General features: G+C 32.3%; 18 protein-coding genes. 12 read left to right on the plus strand and 6 right to left on the minus strand.

The genetic code is table 11. From position 1 onward, the window contains the following. The first annotated feature begins 17 nt into the window (after nt 1–17). Entirely contained in the window at nt 18–1,322 is a 1,305-nt protein-coding gene (gene rimO / locus RM697_RS00245) for a 30S ribosomal protein S12 methylthiotransferase RimO (RefSeq protein ID WP_311425826.1), read from the plus strand. A gap of 12 nt (nt 1,323–1,334) precedes the next feature. Here the strand turns inward: rimO and RM697_RS00250 are convergent, their stop codons facing one another. Continuing rightward, on the minus strand, nt 1,335–2,123 hold the full coding sequence (locus RM697_RS00250; RefSeq protein ID WP_311425827.1) for a hypothetical protein: 789 nt from the start codon (nt 2,121–2,123) through the stop codon (nt 1,335–1,337). A 175-nt stretch (nt 2,124–2,298) separates the two neighbouring features. Continuing rightward, entirely contained in the window at nt 2,299–5,148 is a 2,850-nt protein-coding gene (locus RM697_RS00255; RefSeq protein WP_311425828.1) for a M16 family metallopeptidase, read from the minus strand. A gap of 134 nt (nt 5,149–5,282) precedes the next feature. Between RM697_RS00255 and bshC the strand changes: the two genes are divergently transcribed. The 6 genes from bshC (at nt 5,283) to RM697_RS00285 (ending at nt 11,748) form a co-directional block, all read left to right on the plus strand. Then, nucleotides 5,283–6,866 carry a bacillithiol biosynthesis cysteine-adding enzyme BshC gene (gene bshC, locus RM697_RS00260; protein ID WP_311425829.1) on the plus strand — a complete coding sequence of 528 codons (1,584 nt, stop codon included), beginning with the start codon at nt 5,283–5,285 and terminating at the stop codon, nt 6,864–6,866. 56 nt (nt 6,867–6,922) lie between these two features. After that, the gene (gene guaA / locus RM697_RS00265) at nt 6,923–8,458 is read left to right on the plus strand and encodes a glutamine-hydrolyzing GMP synthase (protein WP_311425830.1); all 1,536 of its coding nucleotides are present in this window, start codon (nt 6,923–6,925) and stop codon (nt 8,456–8,458) included. Between the two features lie 44 nt (nt 8,459–8,502). Further along, nucleotides 8,503–10,443 carry a PBP1 and LysM peptidoglycan-binding domain-containing protein gene (locus RM697_RS00270; protein ID WP_311425831.1) on the plus strand — a complete coding sequence of 647 codons (1,941 nt, stop codon included), beginning with the start codon at nt 8,503–8,505 and terminating at the stop codon, nt 10,441–10,443. Beyond that, nucleotides 10,440–10,841: an OsmC family protein gene (locus tag RM697_RS00275; protein WP_311425832.1), complete on the plus strand. Its 402-nt coding sequence runs from the start codon at nt 10,440–10,442 to the stop codon at nt 10,839–10,841. The genes RM697_RS00270 and RM697_RS00275 overlap by 4 nt, the downstream gene beginning before the upstream one ends. A gap of 13 nt (nt 10,842–10,854) precedes the next feature. Next, on the plus strand, nt 10,855–11,403 hold the full coding sequence (locus RM697_RS00280) for a DUF922 domain-containing protein (RefSeq protein WP_311425833.1): 549 nt from the start codon (nt 10,855–10,857) through the stop codon (nt 11,401–11,403). Nucleotides 11,404–11,520: 117 nt separating this feature from the next. Further along, nucleotides 11,521–11,748, plus strand: coding sequence for a DUF3820 family protein (locus RM697_RS00285; RefSeq protein WP_311425834.1), 228 nt, complete (start codon nt 11,521–11,523; stop codon nt 11,746–11,748). 2 nt (nt 11,749–11,750) lie between these two features. Here the strand turns inward: RM697_RS00285 and RM697_RS00290 are convergent, their stop codons facing one another. Beyond that, entirely contained in the window at nt 11,751–12,506 is a 756-nt protein-coding gene (locus RM697_RS00290) for a hypothetical protein (protein WP_311425835.1), read from the minus strand. Between the two features lie 259 nt (nt 12,507–12,765). On the opposite strand from RM697_RS00290, the gene RM697_RS00295 reads away from it, so the two are divergent. From RM697_RS00295 to RM697_RS00310, 4 genes are read left to right on the plus strand one after another with little or no spacing between them, the layout of a single operon-like run. Continuing rightward, nucleotides 12,766–14,166: a M20/M25/M40 family metallo-hydrolase gene (locus RM697_RS00295; RefSeq protein WP_311425836.1), complete on the plus strand. Its 1,401-nt coding sequence runs from the start codon at nt 12,766–12,768 to the stop codon at nt 14,164–14,166. A gap of 5 nt (nt 14,167–14,171) precedes the next feature. After that, a complete protein-coding gene (locus RM697_RS00300; protein ID WP_311425837.1) occupies nt 14,172–15,290 on the plus strand; it encodes a TlpA family protein disulfide reductase in 1,119 nt (372 codons plus the stop codon). Continuing rightward, nucleotides 15,277–15,846, plus strand: a complete 570-nt coding sequence (locus tag RM697_RS00305) for a DinB family protein (protein WP_311425838.1) — start codon at nt 15,277–15,279, stop codon at nt 15,844–15,846. Before RM697_RS00300 ends, RM697_RS00305 begins: the two co-directional genes overlap by 14 nt. 4 nt (nt 15,847–15,850) lie before the next feature. Continuing rightward, nucleotides 15,851–16,228, plus strand: coding sequence for a VOC family protein (locus RM697_RS00310; RefSeq protein WP_311425839.1), 378 nt, complete (start codon nt 15,851–15,853; stop codon nt 16,226–16,228). Here the strand turns inward: RM697_RS00310 and RM697_RS00315 are convergent. The 3 genes from RM697_RS00315 to RM697_RS00325 are packed head-to-tail and all read right to left on the minus strand — an operon-like array spanning nt 16,223 to nt 17,859. Next, the gene (locus RM697_RS00315) at nt 16,223–17,029 is read right to left on the minus strand and encodes a M23 family metallopeptidase (RefSeq protein ID WP_311425840.1); all 807 of its coding nucleotides are present in this window, start codon (nt 17,027–17,029) and stop codon (nt 16,223–16,225) included. The genes RM697_RS00310 and RM697_RS00315 overlap by 6 nt on opposite strands. Next, complete coding sequence (locus RM697_RS00320) at nt 17,016–17,744, minus strand: DUF6090 family protein (protein WP_311425841.1); 729 nt, start codon at nt 17,742–17,744, stop codon at nt 17,016–17,018. The genes RM697_RS00315 and RM697_RS00320 overlap by 14 nt, the downstream gene beginning before the upstream one ends. Continuing rightward, complete coding sequence (locus RM697_RS00325) at nt 17,728–17,859, minus strand: hypothetical protein (protein WP_311425842.1); 132 nt, start codon at nt 17,857–17,859, stop codon at nt 17,728–17,730. Before RM697_RS00325 ends, RM697_RS00320 begins: the two co-directional genes overlap by 17 nt. Nucleotides 17,860–18,013: 154 nt before the next feature. Here RM697_RS00325 and RM697_RS00330 point away from each other — a divergent pair, with 154 nt between their 5' ends. Further along, a complete protein-coding gene (locus RM697_RS00330; protein ID WP_311425843.1) occupies nt 18,014–19,798 on the plus strand; it encodes a T9SS type B sorting domain-containing protein in 1,785 nt (594 codons plus the stop codon). The last annotated feature ends 13 nt before the right edge of the window (nt 19,799–19,811 follow it).

Genomic DNA, 19,811 nt, shown 5'->3' on the forward strand with positions numbered 1-19,811 from the left:
AACTCATTTAAAGGCAGATGCGTACAAAATCACTAAAGAAGAATAAAATTAATGTTGTGACTCTTGGCTGTAGTAAAAATGTTTACGACAGCGAAGTACTGATGGGACAACTTAAAGCCAATGGCAAAGAAGTAGTCCATGAAGAAGAAGGTAATATTGTAGTTATAAACACATGTGGTTTTATAAATAATGCAAAAGAAGAAAGTGTAAATACCATTCTAGAATACATGCAGAAAAAGGAAGAAGGAGACGTTGATAAAGTCTTTGTTACTGGATGCCTTTCTGAACGTTATAAACCGGATTTACAAAAAGAAATTCCTAATGTAGATCAGTATTTTGGAACTACAGAATTACCAGGATTACTTAAGGCTTTAGGTGCTGACTATAAACACGAATTAATAGGAGAACGTTTAACAACAACGCCAAAGAATTATGCTTATTTAAAAATAGCAGAAGGATGTGATAGGCCTTGTAGTTTTTGTGCCATACCATTAATGCGAGGAAAGCACAAGAGTACACCTATAGAAGAGGTGGTTATAGAAGCTGAAAAACTAGCAGCTAATGGTGTAAAAGAATTAATCCTTATCGCTCAAGATTTAACGTATTATGGTCTCGATTTATACAAGAAACGTAACCTAGCAGAATTATTGGAGCGTCTAGTGAAAGTTGAAGGCATTGAATGGATTCGTTTGCATTATGCATTTCCCACGGGTTTTCCGATGGATGTATTGGATATTATGAATCGGGAACCCAAGATTTGTAATTACTTGGATATTCCTCTACAACATATTTCAGATAATATTTTAAAGAGTATGCGTCGTGGAACAACACAAGAAAAAACAACAAAATTGCTAAAGCAGTTTAGAGCTGCTGTGCCAGAAATGGCTATAAGAACTACACTTATTGTTGGTTATCCAGGCGAAACAGAAGAAGATTATGAAACCTTAAAGCAGTGGGTTACAGATATGCGTTTTGAGCGCTTAGGTTGTTTTACCTATTCTCATGAGGAAAATACGCACGCTTATAATTTAGAAGATGATGTGCCAGAAGAAGTAAAGCAACAGCGTGCCAATGAAATTATGGAAATTCAATCTCAAATTTCTTGGGAATTGAATCAAGAAAAAATAGGAAAAGAATTCAAAGTGGTCATTGATCGTAAAGAAGGCAATTACTTCATTGGTCGTACAGAATACGATTCTCCAGATGTTGATAATGAAGTTTTAATATCAGCAGAAAACACCTATTTAAAAACAGGTGATTTCTACACAATTAAAATTACAGACGCTGCAGATTTTGACCTTTATGGTGAGGTTGTAAACTAAAACGTTGTTTATTTAGCAACCATCTCTTGGGCCAAATGTAAATGCGAATTCTTGATCTATTTTTACGCCTTTAGCAGTTTCTGCAGGAATCCACTCTCCAGGTATGTTTTTCAAAAGCGTCATAAGTTTTTTGTCAATAGATTGGTAACCAGTCGTCATGGCATCATGTTTTACGTTTTTAACGATACCCTCTTTTGAGACAATAAATGATAGTTTAATTGCTCCAAGTTTATCACCTTTAATAACCTTCATACTCTCTTTACTATTCACTTTTAGATATTCGATTAATGCATCCTTCCCTTCAGAGTAAATAGCTTGCTTTTCTGGAACTACAGTGATATGTGGACCAAAAAAGCGTTCTTCTAATTTACCCGTTTCTTTGTTTTTTGCTTTAAATTCGGTTCGTACCGTAAAATGACTAAAATAATCTGTTGCTCTTAATATTTCCAATTGTGTATTAGTAAGTTGTTCGTTTGTACCATAGGCTTCTACATGAGAAAGTTGATTGTCTTTTACTATAGTGATTCTAACAAAATTGATATGTTCTATTTGATCCTTCTCTCCATCATTCAAGAAATCATAAATTGTTGATGCATTATGAACATCTACTTTTTTTACTGCTGCAAACCGAGTGTCTATACCATAGTATAAATCTGGAATTGAATTATCTTTTACAGCAATAGTAATAACTTCTGAAGATCTAATGTCACTTGTATTACTACTATTTAAATTTGTGAATCCGAAAATTAATACACAAATAATAAGAAGTGTAGTTACTATAATAATACGTTGCTTTTTCATATTTGATTTGTTTTAGATTAATGATAATCAAATATATTATAGCAGGAGTGTTAAGTAATTAAGTTAAATGTAAAAAAAGTGCAAAATTTGTGTGAACGCTGTTTTGTACTTAATATAATTTTGAAACTTTAAAACTTTATAGGTGTTTTGGATCTAACATATTATTCTATTATTATCAATCCTTGTTAATAGGTTTAGAGTTAATAAGTACAGGTTTACCAAAGCCTAAATCTTCTAATTTATCTAATTGTGTTTCTGCGTCACCAATTACTAAATAGATCATTTTATTCGGATTAATATATTGTTCTGCTAACGCCTTCACATCTTCAATAGTCATATCTTTAACTAATGCTTCACGTTGTTTAGCGTAATCATCATCTAATCCGTAACTGCTAATATTAGATAGCATATTTAGTTTTGCTCCTAAAGTTTCAAAAGCTCTTGCATTACTTTTAATCATGAAACCTTTAGTAACTTCTAGGTCATTTTCATTATAGTTTATCCCGTAATTTTCTAAAATCTCTTTAACTAAACTTGCAGATTCATAAGTAACATTAGAACGAACACCACTAGATATTGTAAAAGGGCCTTTGAATTCAGATCCAGAAAACCCAGAACGAATACCATAAGTATACCCTTTGCCTTCTCGTAATTGTTGTGTGAGCTGAGAGGCAAAGCCGCCACCTCCTAAACGATAGTTCATTACTTGAGCAGCATAATAATCATCATCTGTTGCTGCAAGCGCAGGATAGCCAAACCTAATCACCGATTGTTTTGCTCCAGGAACATCATAAAAATAAACTTTAGAAGTTTGAGGCTTATTTGGCTCAGGAACTTCAGGGAAAGCAACATTTACAGCGTTCCAGTTGTCGTTAATAACAGCTAAAGAGTTCTTAACCATTTTTTTAGAGACTTGCCCAACAACCTGATACTTTGTAATACTTGGAGATATTTTAGTACTGTAATAATCCTTTAAATCCTCCATAGTAATACTATTAACAGAAGTTTCTGTTCCTCTATTATCATGCGATAGTATGTGATTTTCACCATAAATAAGTTTTGCATATTCTTTGGCTGCAATACTATTAGGATTAGCTTGAGCACGCTGAATTCTACTAATTGTACTTTGCTTTAATAAATCAAACTCCTTATCATCCCAACGTGGCTCTAAGAGTATTTCGGTTACTAAATCCATTGTTGCATCATAATTTTTGGATAATGTATTGCCAGAAATAACAATAGACTCATCCGTAGCATAAGCATTTATAGAAGCACCCAAAGTTTCAATAGCATTTTCTAAAGTTTCTGGAGTTTTGTTTTTTGTGCCTTTAGTCATAAGATTTGCTAACAAATTAGAGACTCCTATTTTATTTTGATCTTCTAATAGTAAACCACCTTTAATTTCTAATTCAAATTGTACTAAAGGCACTTCGTTATTTTCAATACCGAAGACTTTAATACCTGAAGACAATTCATCTTTCCATACATTAGGTACAACCAAATCAGGGCTTTCACCATAAGGTGGTTCTATACTTCTATCAAAACTAGACTGCGTTTTTTCATAATTGGCAGCGATACTTGCATCAAATATTTCTTCTGCACCTTCAATAATTTTTTCTTCAACAACTTCTGCAAGTTGAGATCCTTCAAGTATTACATCTACTTTTCCTTTTGGTACAAAGCTCGTAGCTACATAATGCTTTTCTTTGATGTACGTATTGTAAACACGCATAACATCCTCTGGAGTTACTGCAAGAATCTTCTTAACATCTTCATTAATATAGCCAGGATCTCCTGCAAAAATCTCATATTGTGCTAACTGAAATCCTTTACCAAGAACACTAGACAAACTGTTATAAAAATTAGTTTCTTGTCCTGCTTTAATTCGGTCTAAATCTTCTTGTGAAATTCCATTAGCTTCAAAATTTAGCATAGCTTCATTAATAGCATCCTTAACAGTATTTAAATCTACATCATCATAAGCTGTAACAGAAAGCATAATTTGCCCTGCTAATTCAGCATTGTATTGATACATACTCGTATTATCTGTAACTTGTTTATCTTCTACCAAAACTTTGTAAAGAGGTGCTTTTTTACCTTGTGATAAATATTGCGATAATACAGCTAGAGCATAGGAGTCTTCATGATATTGATAAACGCCTGGCCAGGTCAGTGTTAATTGTGGTAATCGTGCAAAATTATCTTCGTAGTATAGTTTTTTTGTTTCTGAAAGTACTACAGGCTGTTTTGGCATATTTTCAATGGTTTCGCCACGCGGAATTTCATCAAAGTATTTTTTTACCCAATCTTTTGCCTGTTCCGTATCAAAATCACCAGCAATAGTTAAGGTTACATTATTAGGTACATACCAACGGTTATAAAAATCTTTAACATCTTGTAATGTTGCATTTTGTAAATCTTCGAGAGAACCAATAACAGTCCAACTATAAGGATGACCTTGAGGGTATAAGTTTTTGCCAATAACATAAGACGTATGACCATAAGGTCTGTTGTCCACACTTTGTCTTTTTTCGTTTTTAACTACTTGCTTTTCTTTGGCTAAAACAGGTTCAGTTACTGTATTTATAAAGAATCCGAGTTTATCTGCTTCTGCCCAAATCATTTTCTCTAAAGCATCCTTAGGAACCGTTTGATAGTAATTAGTACGATCTCTACTTGTAGAACCATTTGCACCAGAGCCTCCAATACGAGCACTCATTTTATCTAATCCACCTTTGCCCAAATTTTCAGATTCTAAAAACAAAAGATGTTCAAATAAATGTGCAAAGCCTGTTCTGCCTTCTTTTTCTCTAGCAGAACCAACATGGCTTGTTAAAGCAACAGCTACAACAGGATCAGAACGATCTATATGAAAGATAACTTGCAAACCATTGTCTAAAGTGAATTTTTCAAATTCGACATTAAATTCTTGTTCTTGAGCTATTTCTGACTGTTCAGTTTTACAACCTAAAAGTGTGATTAATAAAATTAGAATTAGAGAAGTTGATTTATGTAACGGTTTCATAATTTGTATTAGAGGTTTAAAGAAACATTTGTTAGTGGTATAAAGATAAGCATCTGTAAGACCAGGACGTATAATATAACAATATTTTAAGACTATAAATAGTATCTTTGATGCCTTTAAGACAATAACTATATATGCCAACGGAATCCATTTCATATAGAGACACAGGTTATTTTTCTGAGTTCATTTGTGATTATCTAGATGAAAATGAATTATTACAACCATTTTATAATAGATATCCAAGCCTTGAAAATTTTAAAGCTCAGATAGATGAAAAACAAATATCCGTTCGAGCGCAGTTGAGAACTACTTTGGTAGAGGTTTTAAAAAAACAATACTTTGAATTAGAAACATCAGAATTAACACTTCAAAACATTGAAGCTTTACAAGATCCTAAAACCTTTACAATTACTACTGGTCATCAGTTAAACTTATTTACTGGCCCGCTTTACTTTTTGTATAAAATTGTGTCTACGATTAATCTTGCTAAAGCATTAAAAGAAGCTTACCCAGAGTATAATTTTGTACCTGTCTATTGGATGGCAACTGAGGATCATGATTTTGAAGAGATTAATTATTTTAATTTTCGAGGTAAAAAAATCCAGTGGAATAGAAAAGCCTCTGGTGCTGTTGGTCAATTATCTACAGAAGGATTAGATGAGGTTTTAGAGGTGTTTTCTAAAGAGTTAGGTAACTCTCAAAACGCTAATACACTCAAAACACTATTTAAAAAGGCTTATGTAGAACATAATAATTTAGCGGACGCAACATTATTTTTGGCTAATACATTGTTTAAGGCTTATGGATTAGTCATTGTCGATGCCAATACCTCAGAGTTAAAGCGTCTGTTTATTCCATATATTGAAAAGGAATTAGTTAGTCAAGTATCTTATAAAGCGGTTTCTGAAACTTCGAACAGGCTTGATAAAGTTCAGGTTAATCCTCGAGAAATTAATTTGTTTTACATAAAAGATGGCTTGCGTGAGCGTATTGTGCTAGAAGGTCATATTTATAAAGTAAACAATACAAATATTCAATGGAGTTTGAGTGAGATGCTAAAACATCTCAATGAGATGCCAGAACGCTTTTCTCCAAATGTGATTATGCGTCCTTTGTACCAAGAAATTATTTTACCAAACCTCTGTTATATTGGAGGAGGAGGAGAGTTGTCGTATTGGTTACAACTCAAAGATTATTTTGATGCTGTAGATGTAACTTTTCCTATGTTGCTATTACGTAATTCTGTATTTATACAATCACAAAAGCAAAGTAAAAAGTTAGAAAATCTTCATATCACTACCCAAGATGTTTTCCTAAAACGAAATGCTTTTATCAATAAAAAGGTTAGAGAAATATCTAACATAAATATTGATTTTTCAGACCAAGAAAAGCATCTTCAGCAGCAATTTAAAGCTATGTACGATTTAGCTGAGCAAACTGATAAATCATTTTTAGGCGCTGTGAAAGCCCAAGAAATGAAGCAAATAAAAGGTCTAAAGCATCTAGAAAAACGCTTATTAAAGGCTCAAAAGAAAAAATTAGCAGATGAGGTTAATAGAATGACTGAGCTTCAAAATCAGTTATTTCCTAACCAAAGTTTACAAGAACGCTATACTAATTTTTCGGAATTGTATTTGGAATATGGAGAGGAATTGATACCAATTTTAGTTGAGCAATTAAATCCTTTATCATTTAGTTTTTCAGTGTTAACAATTTGAGATAAAAATTGCTAATTTCTTTTCGTAAATCTTAATTCCAATCTTTATTTTTGCGCATGCAACACGACAAGATTTTAATTCTAGATTTTGGCTCCCAATACACACAGCTTATTGGACGTAGAGTTAGAGAGCTCAATACCTATTCAGAAATAGTTCCATTCAATAAAATTCCTGAAGATATAGATAGTTATAAAGCTGTTATTTTATCTGGTAGCCCAAATTCAGTTAGAGGCGATGATGTACTTCATCCAGATTTATCTAAAATTAGAGGTCATAAACCTTTATTAGCGGTTTGCTATGGAGCACAATATTTGGCTCATTTTTCTGGTGGCGAGGTAGCACCTTCAAATACGAGAGAATATGGCAGAGCAAATCTTTCATATATTAAGAAAAATGAAGATTTTTTAAGTAATATTTCATTTGATAGTCAAGTTTGGATGAGTCATAGTGATACGATAAAACAACTACCGGAAAATGGTGTATTATTAGCCAGTACAAATGATGTTGAGAATGCAGCATATAAAATAGAAGGAGAACCGACCTTTGCCTTACAATTTCACCCAGAAGTATATCACTCTACTGATGGTAAAAAATTATTAGAGAACTTCTTAGTCAAAATAGCAGGCGTAAAGCAAGATTGGACGCCAAATGCTTTTGTTGAAGAGACCGTTGAAGGGCTTAAAACTAAACTAGGTGACGATAAAGTGGTGTTAGGTTTGTCTGGTGGTGTGGATTCTTCAGTTGCAGCTATGTTATTACACAAAGCAATTGGAAAAAACCTGTATTGCATCTTTGTAAATAATGGGTTACTGAGAAAAAATGAGTTTCAAGATGTGCTAGATCAGTATGAAGGTATGGGCTTAAACGTTAAAGGTGTCGATGCTTCGGCACGCTTTTTGGATGCTTTAGCAGGAAAGAGTGACCCTGAGGAAAAACGCAAAACGATAGGTCGTGTTTTTATTGAAGTTTTTGATGATGAAGCTAACGAGATTAAGGATGTAAAATGGTTAGCACAAGGTACTATTTATCCAGATGTGATAGAAAGTGTTTCGGCAACTGGTGGACCTAGTGCCACAATTAAGAGTCATCATAATGTAGGAGGTTTGCCAGATTTTATGAAACTTAAAATTGTTGAGCCTTTAAAAATGTTATTTAAAGACGAAGTAAGACGTGTAGGTGCATCTATGAATATGTATTCACAATTGCTTGGTAGACATCCTTTTCCTGGACCAGGATTAGCAATTAGGATTCTTGGAGATCTAACTGCTGAGAAAGTTCGTATATTACAAGAGGTGGATGCTATTTTTATAAATGGATTACGTGAGTGGGATTTATATAACAAAGTTTGGCAAGCAGGAGCAATACTATTACCAGTAAACAGTGTTGGTGTTATGGGAGATGAACGTACTTATGAAAAATGTGTTGCACTAAGAGCTGTTGAAAGTACAGATGGTATGACTGCTGATTGGGTAAATTTACCCTACGAGTTCTTACAAAAGGTATCTAACGATATAATAAACAAGGTTAAAGGCGTTAATAGAGTAGTCTATGATATTAGCTCCAAGCCACCTGCAACTATTGAGTGGGAATAGTGACTCTTAAATAGATAAAAGGGTCTTAATATTAAAATATATAAATGAAAAAAGTTGTATTAATAGCAATCCTGTTTTTTATAAATACGCTTGTTGCATTAGCACAAGGTCATAAAACTCATAAGGTTAAAGCAGGTGAGACTATTGAGTCTATTGCAAGTAAATATTTAGTAACTCCTTTTGATATTTTTGCTCTAAATCCTGATGCTAAATCTAAGTTTCAGGAAAATATGGTTCTTATTATTCCAAATTCTAGAGTTAAAAACTCTGATATTCCTTCAGAAACTAAAGAAGTAATTGGTTATAAAAATCACAAAGTAAAGCGTAAGGAAACCTTGTTTAGTATTTCTCAAAAATATAAGATTGAAATTGATGAGATTAAAAAATACAACACCTTTTTATATGCTGAGAATCTTAGAAAAGGCGATAAGCTCAGAATACCAAGATTTAAAACTATAGTTAATAAGGTAAGCTTAAAAAACACAGTAAAAAAGTATACTGTTTTACCTAAAGAAGGCAAATGGCGTGTTGCTTATAAATTCGGAATTACAGTAGATGAATTAGAAGCGCTTAATCCTAATATTAAAGAGCTGTTACAGCCTGGCGATGAGCTTAATGTTCCTAACATTGCAGATAATGAAGAACTTGCTACAGAGGAAAGTTTTAACTATTACGAAGTTTTACCCAAAGAAGGATTTTATCGATTAAAAATTAAGCTGGGTTTAACAGAAGAAGAATTAACCGCTTTAAATCCACAATTAAAAGACTTGGGTTTAAAAGCAGGTATGGTTTTGAAAATTCCAAGCTCTATAGAAAATGAAGGTGTTATAGATACAGCTGATATTGATAATATTAATCTAGTAAGCTCGCTGTCTAACTTTAATGAAAAGAAAATTGCAGTGTTATTACCATTTAAGCTCAATAGATTAGATATAGATACAATTGCTGAGGTTAAAGATATTATTAGAAAAGATCGTATGCTGTCTGTAGCTTTAGATTTTCATTCAGGTGTTTTAATGGCATTAGATTCTGCAAAACAATTAGGCATTTCAACTAGACTTAAAGTGTTTGACACTCAAAACCAAATTAGTAAAGTCTCTAACATATTAGATGCTCATGATTTTTCTCAATACGATGCTGTTATAGGTCCGTTAATGTCTAATAATTTTGATCGTATGGCAAATGCGCTCAAGAGTGATGGTATACCTGCTATTTCTCCATTAACATCACCAAAGAAGTTGTATGATAATGTTTTTCAAACTGTACCATCGCAAGAACTTTTAGAGCGTAAAATGGTTGAGTTTGTTCAAAACGATTCAACCAAAGTAGGTGTAGTAATTATTGCAGACCAAAACCACAGAGCTGTAAGTAATAGATTGAAATCTAAATTTCCAGAAGCCAAGCAATTATTTTCAAGAAAAAATAAAGAAGGCCAAGATAAATATCATATACTTATTAGAGATATAGAAGGTGTCTTCAAAAAAGGAAAAACCATTGTGTTTATTGAAACTGAAAATGAAGCATTTGTATCCAATATTACAAGTATGCTTAATGGTTTGGATTTTGAGTTATCTGCTAATTTAGCTCTCAAAAAAGATATAGAAGTCATACTTGTAACAACAGATAAAAATAGTGCTTTTGAAGGTCAGAGTGTATCTAACGTTCACTTATCTAATTTAAAATTTCATTATCCTTCACCAAACAAGGAGTATGACAATGAATCTAATGGTTTTGTTACTGCCTATAAGAAAATTTATAGTGTAGCACCAAATAAATATGCAGTACGTGGTTTCGATTTAACTTTAGATGTCTTATTACGCTTAGCCTCTAAAGAAAATTTGTATGAAGCTTCCGATAGCTCTATAGAGACTGAATATTTAGAAAATAAGTTTAGATATTCAAAAAAATTATTTGGAGGTTACTATAATGAATCAGCTTATGTTGTAAAATATGACAATCTAAAACTAGTAGAAGCAAAGCAATGACCTCTAAAGTAATATATCAAGGTAATCTCAGAACAGAAAGTACTCATCTTAAATCTGGTAATTCTTTTATTACAGATGCACCTACAGACAATAATGGTAAAGGCGAAGCGTTTTCACCTACAGATACTGTAGCCTCAGGATTAGCAAGTTGTATGTTAACGGTTATGGGAATTAAAGCACGCTCTTTGAATGTTGATATGACAGGAACTGTAGCACATGTTACTAAAACAATGACAAGCGATCCAAGACGTATTTCAAAGATTAAAGTTGTTATAGATTTACCATTTGAAGCTGATAAAAAAACTAGAGCTATCCTAGAGCGTACTGCAAATACTTGTCCTGTGCATTACAGCTTACATCCAGATATTGAAAAGGATGTTATGTTTAACTGGAAATAAACTAATTAGACTTATGATTTCACTAAAACATGTTTCGGTTTTACTATGTTTTGTGATGCTCTTAGGAAACACAGAACCTGAAACGATTTCATGGCAATCTTCTAGGAAATTAACGTGGTCAGATTTTAAAGCCAAACCTGTAACAGGAACCTCTGCTGTTGCATTAACAGCATCTGGTATAACATTTGGCTATTCTGTAGAAACTAGAGGTGATGATATCATTACTTTTGAAACACACGTGTTTTCTCATTTTTATCCCGAAAAATCTTGGGTAATTAAAGAAGATGCTAATGATCATATTTTAGGTCATGAGCAGCTTCACTTTGATATTACAGAATTATACGTTAGAAAATTTAGAGAAGGTATTTCCAAACTACAAGTCTCAAATAACATTAAATCACAATTAGCTGAACTTCATAAGCTAGTTAATGAGAAATTAAATGAGACTCAAAAAAAATATGATGCTCAAAGCAATCATTCTATAAATAAGGAAGCTCAAAAGCAATGGGAAATTTTTATAGATGTAGAGCTAAAAAATTTAGAGCACTTTGCTTCTAGATAAAGACGTCACTTCGAGTGATTCTGACCAAGGGGAAAGAATTGTATCGAGAAGTTATTAGTCTAAGTTCAAGATACGTTTTACGTTGTAAAATACTCGAACTGACAAACAGAAAATTAAATGCAACCTAACAAAGAAAAACTCATAGAGTTAGCACATTACAAGATGCCATTTGGTAAGTATAAAGGCGATTATCTTATAGACATACCAGAATATTACTATACATGGTTTAAGCAAAAAGGGTTCCCAGAAGGTAAGTTAGGTTTTATGATGCAACAAATGCATGAGATTAAAATTAATGGACTAGAAGAATTGATTTATACTATCAAGAAACAATTTTCTAAATAAACTTAGTTTAGTTCAATTTCTTCTGAGATTAATTGCTTTAGTTTTTTAGATGCTTCAACAATACCTTCTAGCTTATGTACCATCATGTTGCTATGACCTCTAACATAACCAATGTATTGTTTAAAAAATAGATAGTCTTTAGAGCTAGGATTAAAGATCCAAGGATTAATGGCAATTGCTCGCTCTTTATTCTGGCGATACAAAGCATTAAAATTAAACCAACCTTCAATACATTTTTCTTCTCTAATTAATATATCCTTACTCAATTCTAAATTATAAAAAGATTCTCTTTCACAAAGTTGATAATAATTTTGAATTGCACTTACCAAATTATCAGAGCCAATAGCATAAAGACTTCCCGTATTTTTTAGTTCTTCAAACACAGATGTATTGAGGTTAAGTGTAGCTGTGTAATAAATACGTTTACTGGTTAAGAAATCTAAATCATCAGCTGTGATGCCTTTATTTAAAATCACAAGAGCACTATCAGTAAATTTTAGTCGATCTTTAAACCCATTATTAACGGTATCTATAATATTACAACGCGCAATATTTTGATCTAGTTCTTTAGAGAGTTTAACTAGTAGTTCAGCATTACGTTGCTTATTTAAACGATTGCTATTCCAATTACTAATAGCAAGAGCAATGAGTATGCCTATAACCACTAGTATTATTTCGCCTATGGCATATTTAAAATATTTAGAGGATTTGTTTGTGCTCATAAGATCATAACGTATGCGTCTAAAGAATTTTAGCATCTTAGGATAATTAATAAACCTAAAAATACTAATTATGAATGTAAGTTCTTATTAAGAGTTTAACACATTTTTAAATGCAACAAGTATTTTCGTATTATCTTTAAGCTTTTAAAGCTAACTCATGAAATGAGAATAAATAAATTTATTTTTTTGCATACCAACCGAGAATAATTAATTTTTTGTGCGAAAGTGCAACGGTTGATCTAAGCATAAAATTTTTATTTATTTGATTCTCAGTAAAATAAAAATTTTCAAATAGATGAAATATTTACTATTATTTTTCTTGTCATTAAGTTTAACAATTAATGCGCAATCTGACGAGGACGTTCTAAAAATAATCTATTACCAAACACTTACTAACGGTAAAAGTTACCAATGGTTAGATTATTTATCCAATCAGATTGGTGGTCGATTATCTGGTTCGGTTAATGCTGAACTCGCTGTAGAATATACCAAAAAAGAACTCGAAGCCCTTGGCTTAGACAAAGTTTGGTTACAACCAGTTATGGTACCAAAATGGGTTAGAGGTACAAAGGAGTATGCTTACATTGAGGGAGCTTCAGGCAGAACAACTACAGTAAATATTTGTGCATTAGGAGGTTCTATTGCTACCAATCCAACTGGTCTCAAAGCAAATATTATTGAGGTTATGAATTTTGAGCAGTTAGAAGAACTTGGAAAGGAAAAAATTGAAGGCAAAATAGTATTCTACAACAGACCAATGCAACCCGATTTAATTCACACCTTCGAGGCTTATGGTGGTTGCGCAAATCAACGTTATGCAGGTGCTAGAGAAGCTGCTAAATATGGAGCAGCTGGTGTTATTGTGAGATCTCTGAATTTACGATTAGATGATTTTCCGCACACAGGAAGCATGTCTTATGGCGATATTGCTCCTCAAGATCGAATTCCAGCTGCAGCAATTAGTACCAATGATGCTGAGTTACTAAGCAGTATGTTGTCCTTAGATAATAATCTAAAGTTTTTTTTCCGTCAAAATTGTAAGCAGTTTCCAGATGTAGAATCCTATAATGTCATTGGTGAAATGACAGGTAGTGAGTTTCCTAATGACATTATTATTGTAGGAGGCCACTTAGATTCTTGGGATTTGGGAGATGGTTCACATGATGATGGTGCAGGAGTAGTACAATCGATGGATGTAATTCGTTTACTTAAAGAGAGTGGAATAAAACCAAAGCGCACTATACGAGTGGTTTTATTTATGAACGAAGAAAATGGCTTACGTGGAGGTCGTAAATATGCTGAAGAAGCTAGAGCTAAAGGTGAGAATCATATTTTTGCATTAGAAAGTGATTCAGGTGGTTTTACACCAAGAGGATTTTCTTTTGATTGTAGTGATAATAATTTTACTCAAGTAAAAGCCTGGGAACCCTTGTTTAAACCGTATTTAATTCACTACTTCGAAAAAGGTTATGGTGGTGCAGATATTAATCCATTAAAGGTTGATGGTACTGTTTTAGCTGGATTAAGACCAGATAGTCAGCGTTATTTTGATCATCATCATGCCAGTAACGACACGTTTGAACATGTTAACAAAAGAGAGCTGGAGCTCGGAGCAGGCACAATGACCGCTTTAGTGTACTTATTCGATAAATATGGTGTAAACCCAATTATGAAAACTAAGGAAGTGAAAAACTAAAAAGTATGAGATTTCCTATTTTCGTTTTTTTGGCTATAATTATTTGTTTTTCCTGTAAACAGGAAGACGTAATTACCTATGATGAGGTTGTATTAAAGTTTAATGAAACTTCTAATTCAATTCAAAAATTATCCTATAATGTAAGACGAATAGATAGTTTTCCATCTAGAGATGGAGGAGCTATAAATGTTTGGGATAATAATGGTAGTTCATTAATTGAAATTAATAATAAAGATGAGGTCTTTGGTTTTAATTTCTATGGTAAAATGAATAATAAACCTTTTACTACGATATATGATCAAGGCAATGTCTTTTATTTAGATGATGAAGAAAAAACCTATGAGCAAGACAAAGGAGGATATTTTGTCTTAGGGAGTCCTGGAGGTCAAATGGTATCCACATCTTTTTTTAAACTCGATTCTATTTTTGAAACTATCAAAGTTACGCCAAACAAATTGGGCTATAAAATTAACTACACTTTTGCTGATGATACAGTCTATTTAGTAACCAATAGAATTAAAATCGTACAATTAAACGAAGAATTTATACCTATTCATGTTCGAACTTCGTCTTATTCCCAAGGTGAGAAGCAAACAGGTGATTATGTTTTTACTGATATTAAAGTTAATGACGCTGTATCGGAAAACATAAGCGAAAAAAAAATGATACTAGCCTCTTACGAAAAAGAGGTACAAGAAGAAAGCTTACCTAGTCCGCTTTTAAATAAAAAGTTACCAGAACTAATTTTTAAAGATATTGTTACAGATGCTAATATTAAGTTGAATACTGATAAACTATTATTAATAGATTTTTGGGAAATATGGTGTGGATGGTGTATCAAAGCCTTCCCAAAAGTTGATGCATTAAATAATACATATTCTAAAGATCTTCAAATAATAGGTGTTGTTACAGAAAGTAGAGATAAGGCTATAGAGATGATAGAAGCTAAGCATAGTAAAATATCACATGGTTTTATGGATAAGTCTATTTTAGATAAGTTTCAAGTTAATTCATTTCCGAGATATTTTCTTGTAGATAAAAAGGGCATAGTACGTAAAGAATATTTTGGTTTTTCAGAAAACATAGAAAACGATATTAAATCATTAATTAATGAAACTAAATAATAGCATAGTTATCATTGCCTTACTTTTTACAATAAGTATAAACGCGCAAAAAGATAAGTTACTATACTACGAAATACCAGAAGCCTCAGAGAATTTTACAGCTGGTACAGTTGCAGCACGTTTAGTTGATGGTTTAGGATTTAGATATCATCATGCCTCAGAAGGTTTAACGGAAAAGGATTTAAAATTTTCGCCCAGTGAAGGAGCGCGTTCTGCTGAAGAAACTTTGCAGCATATTTATGACTTATCCAAGATCATAGTAAATGCGTGTTTACATAAACCTAATAACAGAGAAAAAGAAGCCCTTACTTACGCACAACTTAGAGCCAAAACACTTCAAAACTTTAAAACTGCAGCAGATATTCTAAGATCTAGTGACGATATTTCTGAGTTTACGCTCAATTTTGGTGACAATAAAATTCCGTTTTGGAATAATATAAATGGACCAATTGCCGATGCTATTTGGCATGCAGGACAATTGGCAACGATAAGACGAATGTCTGGCAATCCAATAAATTCTAAGGTTAATCATTTTAATGGAACAGTAAGGCAATAATATTATGAATAAAGCTTTTTTAAAACATGTTCATCCTGTGCTTCCTGTTAAGAATGTTACAGAAGCGATTAATTATTATATTGATCGTTTAGGTTTTAATTTAGCATTTAAAGATCTAGGAGACGATCCTAAATATGGAGGTGTTGTTAGAGATGGTATTGAGTTACATTTGCAATGGCATAGTGATGAAGAGTGGAAAGAAGGTTTAGATGCATTATCACTCAGAATTTATGTAGATGAAGTCGATTTACTTTTTGAAGAGTACCAAAACAAAAATGTTTTTCATGAGCATACATCTCTAAAAAATACACCTTGGAGAACGCGAGAATTTGCTTTTTACGATCTTAGTAAAAACGGACTTACTTTTTATAAAGATTTATAATTTACGTCTATAATATTTACCCTGTCTCAAAGGTTTTTTAGGATAGTCTATAAAGTATATTGGTATGGCTTCACTGCCATATTTCATGACTACAAAATGTAAATGAGGTGTTGTTGTAAACCCAGTAAACCCAGAAATTCCTATCGCTTGTTGAGCCTTAATGGAATCACCAACTTTTATAAGTACACCTTTATAATCTAAATGCACGTAATGTCCAAAAGTACCATCATCATGGTATACTATTATTTTATTGGCTTTACTCATAGCTTCGCGTCCTCCTCTTTCTTTAGAGTCATCTTTTGTGAAAATAACTACACCATTTCTAGCCGCAACAATAGTATCACCAATTTGAGTGCTAAAATCGTAAGCATATTTAGAGTGCTTTGCACTATGAGAAAATCGACCGTTAAATCCTTGAATAATTTTATATTTTTTACCTTTTGTCCATGGTAAAGTATAGCGATATTTTAGATTGGGTTTTGATTTTGGATCACCATATTGTCCACTAAAATTAATATACTTTTTACCTTCAATCTTTGCAGTATCCTTAACTATCTTCATAGGAATGCACATAACGTTAAAAATGGTATCATTTGGATACATTAAACCGTAGCTTTTAGCTTTTATTTTACCTTTCATAGAATCCTTAATACTCATCTTAATTTCTATAGGAGCCTTGAAGGGATTGATATAGCTTACATATAAAGTATCATCTTTAACTGTTTTAAACTGCTTTATTTTTTGAGCATAAACACCAATACAACTAAATAAACAAATAAGAAGTAACTTAATTTTCAGCATTTAATCGTTGATCAATAAGTTCTAATAAAGAAATCGCATCTTGTCTATATTGTTTTAAGACCGCTTGGTGGTTAGAGGTAGCTAAGATGTTGTTACCAACCACTCTATTTTTATAGTCTACACTTTCTCCAAAAAATGTTCTCATTGGGTTATTCAATTTGCCTTGCGACCAATCTACAAACCAAGGTTGTTTTTTAAAATGATTCAAATTTTCTAAAACTTCAGATTTAACCATGTCATTATTATTAGTGATAATGGCATCATATGCAGCATAAAATTGACTTAAATCTGTGAGCAATGAATCTGAAGATGAATTTGTAAATTCAGAATAATTTTGAAGTAAATTAAAGCCTTTCTTTTGCATGGTCATAGGTCTATAAATAGTAACTAGACTTCTACATATTGGAAAGCTATCGATATTGGTTTTTGTGATCTGACCCTTAGCGTACATTTGGCTGTACTTATTAACACTGTCATAAAATCTAATGATTTGAGCTGATACTAATGTGTCTGCTTTTAAATCTGCAGTAATGGCTTTTAGTGTTGTGTTTAATTGGCCTTTTACCTTTCGCTTTTCATTCCAATTATTAACTTGTAATGCTAATAAAATTCCTATCATCACAAGAACTATTTCTCCAATAGCATAAAGGAGATATTGTGTTTTTCTTCCTTTCATAAACGTGTTTTTTCGCAGATTTCTAAAGATTTTTATCATCTGAAGTTTCTTGGTTTTGGTCTTTTTTTAATTTAATATAACCTGTAACCAATCGTACACCTAATCTAGCAAATAGTATAATGGCAATGACCATTACAATATCAAATCCGTTCATTGTAGTTCTTTTTATATAGGTACAGTTTACAGCCTTAAAGTTACATAACAATTGGTAATGTTTTGTTAATTTGTTGTAAAGACCTCTACACTTAAATCTATAATCGATTTTGGAATAAGATTTTTGTAATTTAGTGATTCTAAACTGCTACTAAGTGAAATGGTATAGCCTGCTTTTATGGTGTTGTATAATTACTTTCCCTTTACAATTATTTTCTCAAGATGTAACACTCTACCAGCAATTTAATGGTAGATTCGATTATTTGGCTATTGGTAACACCATGAATTTAGTAGAGAATGGTCTGTTTGCGCCTTGTAAGATTAACACATCGTCTTCTGCAGATTTAAATCTTACAACTTCGCAAAATATAGAAGCTGCTTATTTGTATTGGGCAGGATCAGATAATGGTGATTTTGAAATATCATTAAATGGTATTGAAATTAATGCAGAACGTACTTTTAGTGACGCTATTGATGGTAATCGCAGTTTTTTTGCTGCTTTTGCTGATGTTACAGAAATTATTCAAGATCAAGGAAATACAACGTACACAGTTTCAGATTTAGATCTTTCCTCAGTTATTAGTTCTTACTGTCCATCTGGCACTAACTTTGCAGGTTGGGCTATGACAATAATCTATCAAGATGATAACTTGCCACTCAATCAGTTAAATGTTTATGATGGATTGCAGAGCGTTCCTGATGTTTTAAATATAACGCTAGATAATTTAAATGTATTAGATACTAATGGTGCAAAAATTGGTTTTATAGCTTGGGAAGGTGATTCATCTTTAGCGGTTAACGAGCAATTAACCATTAATGGTAATGTTATAGGTAATGCACCTTTAAATCCAGTTAACAACGCTTTTAACGGAACTAATAGTTTTACTGGACAGAACAATTTGTATAATATGGATATCGATGTATATAATATTCAAAATAACATCAATATCGGAGATACAACGGCTACCATTTCTCTAACTTCTGGACAAGATTTTGTAATGATTAATAATATCATCACTGTACTTAATAGTCAGTTGCCAGACGCTACAGTGGTTATAGATGCTACAACTAACAATTGTGGAGAAAATACTGTTAGCTTAGATTATACAGTTTTTAATCTAAATGCTACTGAGGTTTTACCAGCAAATACGCCAATATCATTTTATGTTGAAAATATGCTTATAGCTCAAAGTGCAACTACTGATATTATTTTAATTGGCGAATCAGAGTCTGGATCGATAAATCTTTTAATTCCTGATAACTTTCCGACAAATCTAGATATTGATGTTGTGGTAGATGACGATGGTACAGGATTAGGTCTTGTTACTGAGATTAATGAAATGAATAATTTTGATACCATTGAAATTGAACTTTTAGTTTTACCAGAAATTCAGACACTTGATGACGACTTACAATGCGATATTGGTTTTGATCGTGCTGAGTTTAATCTCGAAACCTTGGTCACAGATCAGATAAGTGTTAACCTAAACGATGTTACATTTTATGAATCTTTAGAAGATTTACAAACCTTTTCAAACACTATTCTAAATACACAAACTTTTGAGAATACTGTAAATCCACAGACAATTTATGTTCGTGTTGAGAGTAATCCTTGTTATTTTACTTACCAATTAGAGTTGAATGTTGAAAACTGTCCACCAACAGTACCACAAGGATTTTCGCCCAATTTAGATTCTAAAAATGACTGGTTTAATATACAAGGCTTATATGATATTTTCGAAGAGCATCAACTCCTTATTTTCAATAGGTATGGTGTTTTGATTTTTGAAGGTGATAATTCCAAACCTTGGTTAGGTAAAACCAATAGAGGCCTTAATCATAGAGGAGAATTAGTACCAGTTGGCACCTATTTTTATATTCTGAAGTTAAACGACCAAAATTTTAGCAACATACAAGGTTGGGTTTATGTGAATTATTAGTGGCTACTTTAAT

It is taken from the genome of Microcosmobacter mediterraneus (assembly GCF_031846265.1).
Taxonomy (GTDB): Bacteria; Bacteroidota; Bacteroidia; order Flavobacteriales; family Flavobacteriaceae; genus Microcosmobacter; species Microcosmobacter mediterraneus.

Coding starts and splice junctions, on each gene's coding strand:
- RM697_RS00300 (WP_311425837.1), top strand. CDS start 14,172: ATGAGATTTCCTATTTTCGTTTTTTTGGCTATAATTATTTGTTTTTCC.
- RM697_RS00285 (WP_311425834.1), top strand. CDS start 11,521: ATGCAACCTAACAAAGAAAAACTCATAGAGTTAGCACATTACAAGATG.
- RM697_RS00290 (WP_311425835.1), bottom strand. CDS start 12,506: ATGCTAAAATTCTTTAGACGCATACGTTATGATCTTATGAGCACAAAC.
- rimO (WP_311425826.1), top strand. CDS start 18: ATGCGTACAAAATCACTAAAGAAGAATAAAATTAATGTTGTGACTCTT.
- bshC (WP_311425829.1), top strand. CDS start 5,283: ATGCCAACGGAATCCATTTCATATAGAGACACAGGTTATTTTTCTGAG.
- RM697_RS00315 (WP_311425840.1), bottom strand. CDS start 17,029: ATGCTGAAAATTAAGTTACTTCTTATTTGTTTATTTAGTTGTATTGGT.
- RM697_RS00325 (WP_311425842.1), bottom strand. CDS start 17,859: ATGAACGGATTTGATATTGTAATGGTCATTGCCATTATACTATTTGCT.
- RM697_RS00250 (WP_311425827.1), bottom strand. CDS start 2,123: ATGAAAAAGCAACGTATTATTATAGTAACTACACTTCTTATTATTTGT.
- RM697_RS00295 (WP_311425836.1), top strand. CDS start 12,766: ATGAAATATTTACTATTATTTTTCTTGTCATTAAGTTTAACAATTAAT.
- RM697_RS00310 (WP_311425839.1), top strand. CDS start 15,851: ATGAATAAAGCTTTTTTAAAACATGTTCATCCTGTGCTTCCTGTTAAG.
- RM697_RS00280 (WP_311425833.1), top strand. CDS start 10,855: ATGATTTCACTAAAACATGTTTCGGTTTTACTATGTTTTGTGATGCTC.
- RM697_RS00320 (WP_311425841.1), bottom strand. CDS start 17,744: ATGATAAAAATCTTTAGAAATCTGCGAAAAAACACGTTTATGAAAGGA.
- RM697_RS00270 (WP_311425831.1), top strand. CDS start 8,503: ATGAAAAAAGTTGTATTAATAGCAATCCTGTTTTTTATAAATACGCTT.
- RM697_RS00255 (WP_311425828.1), bottom strand. CDS start 5,148: ATGAAACCGTTACATAAATCAACTTCTCTAATTCTAATTTTATTAATC.
- RM697_RS00275 (WP_311425832.1), top strand. CDS start 10,440: ATGACCTCTAAAGTAATATATCAAGGTAATCTCAGAACAGAAAGTACT.
- RM697_RS00305 (WP_311425838.1), top strand. CDS start 15,277: ATGAAACTAAATAATAGCATAGTTATCATTGCCTTACTTTTTACAATA.
- guaA (WP_311425830.1), top strand. CDS start 6,923: ATGCAACACGACAAGATTTTAATTCTAGATTTTGGCTCCCAATACACA.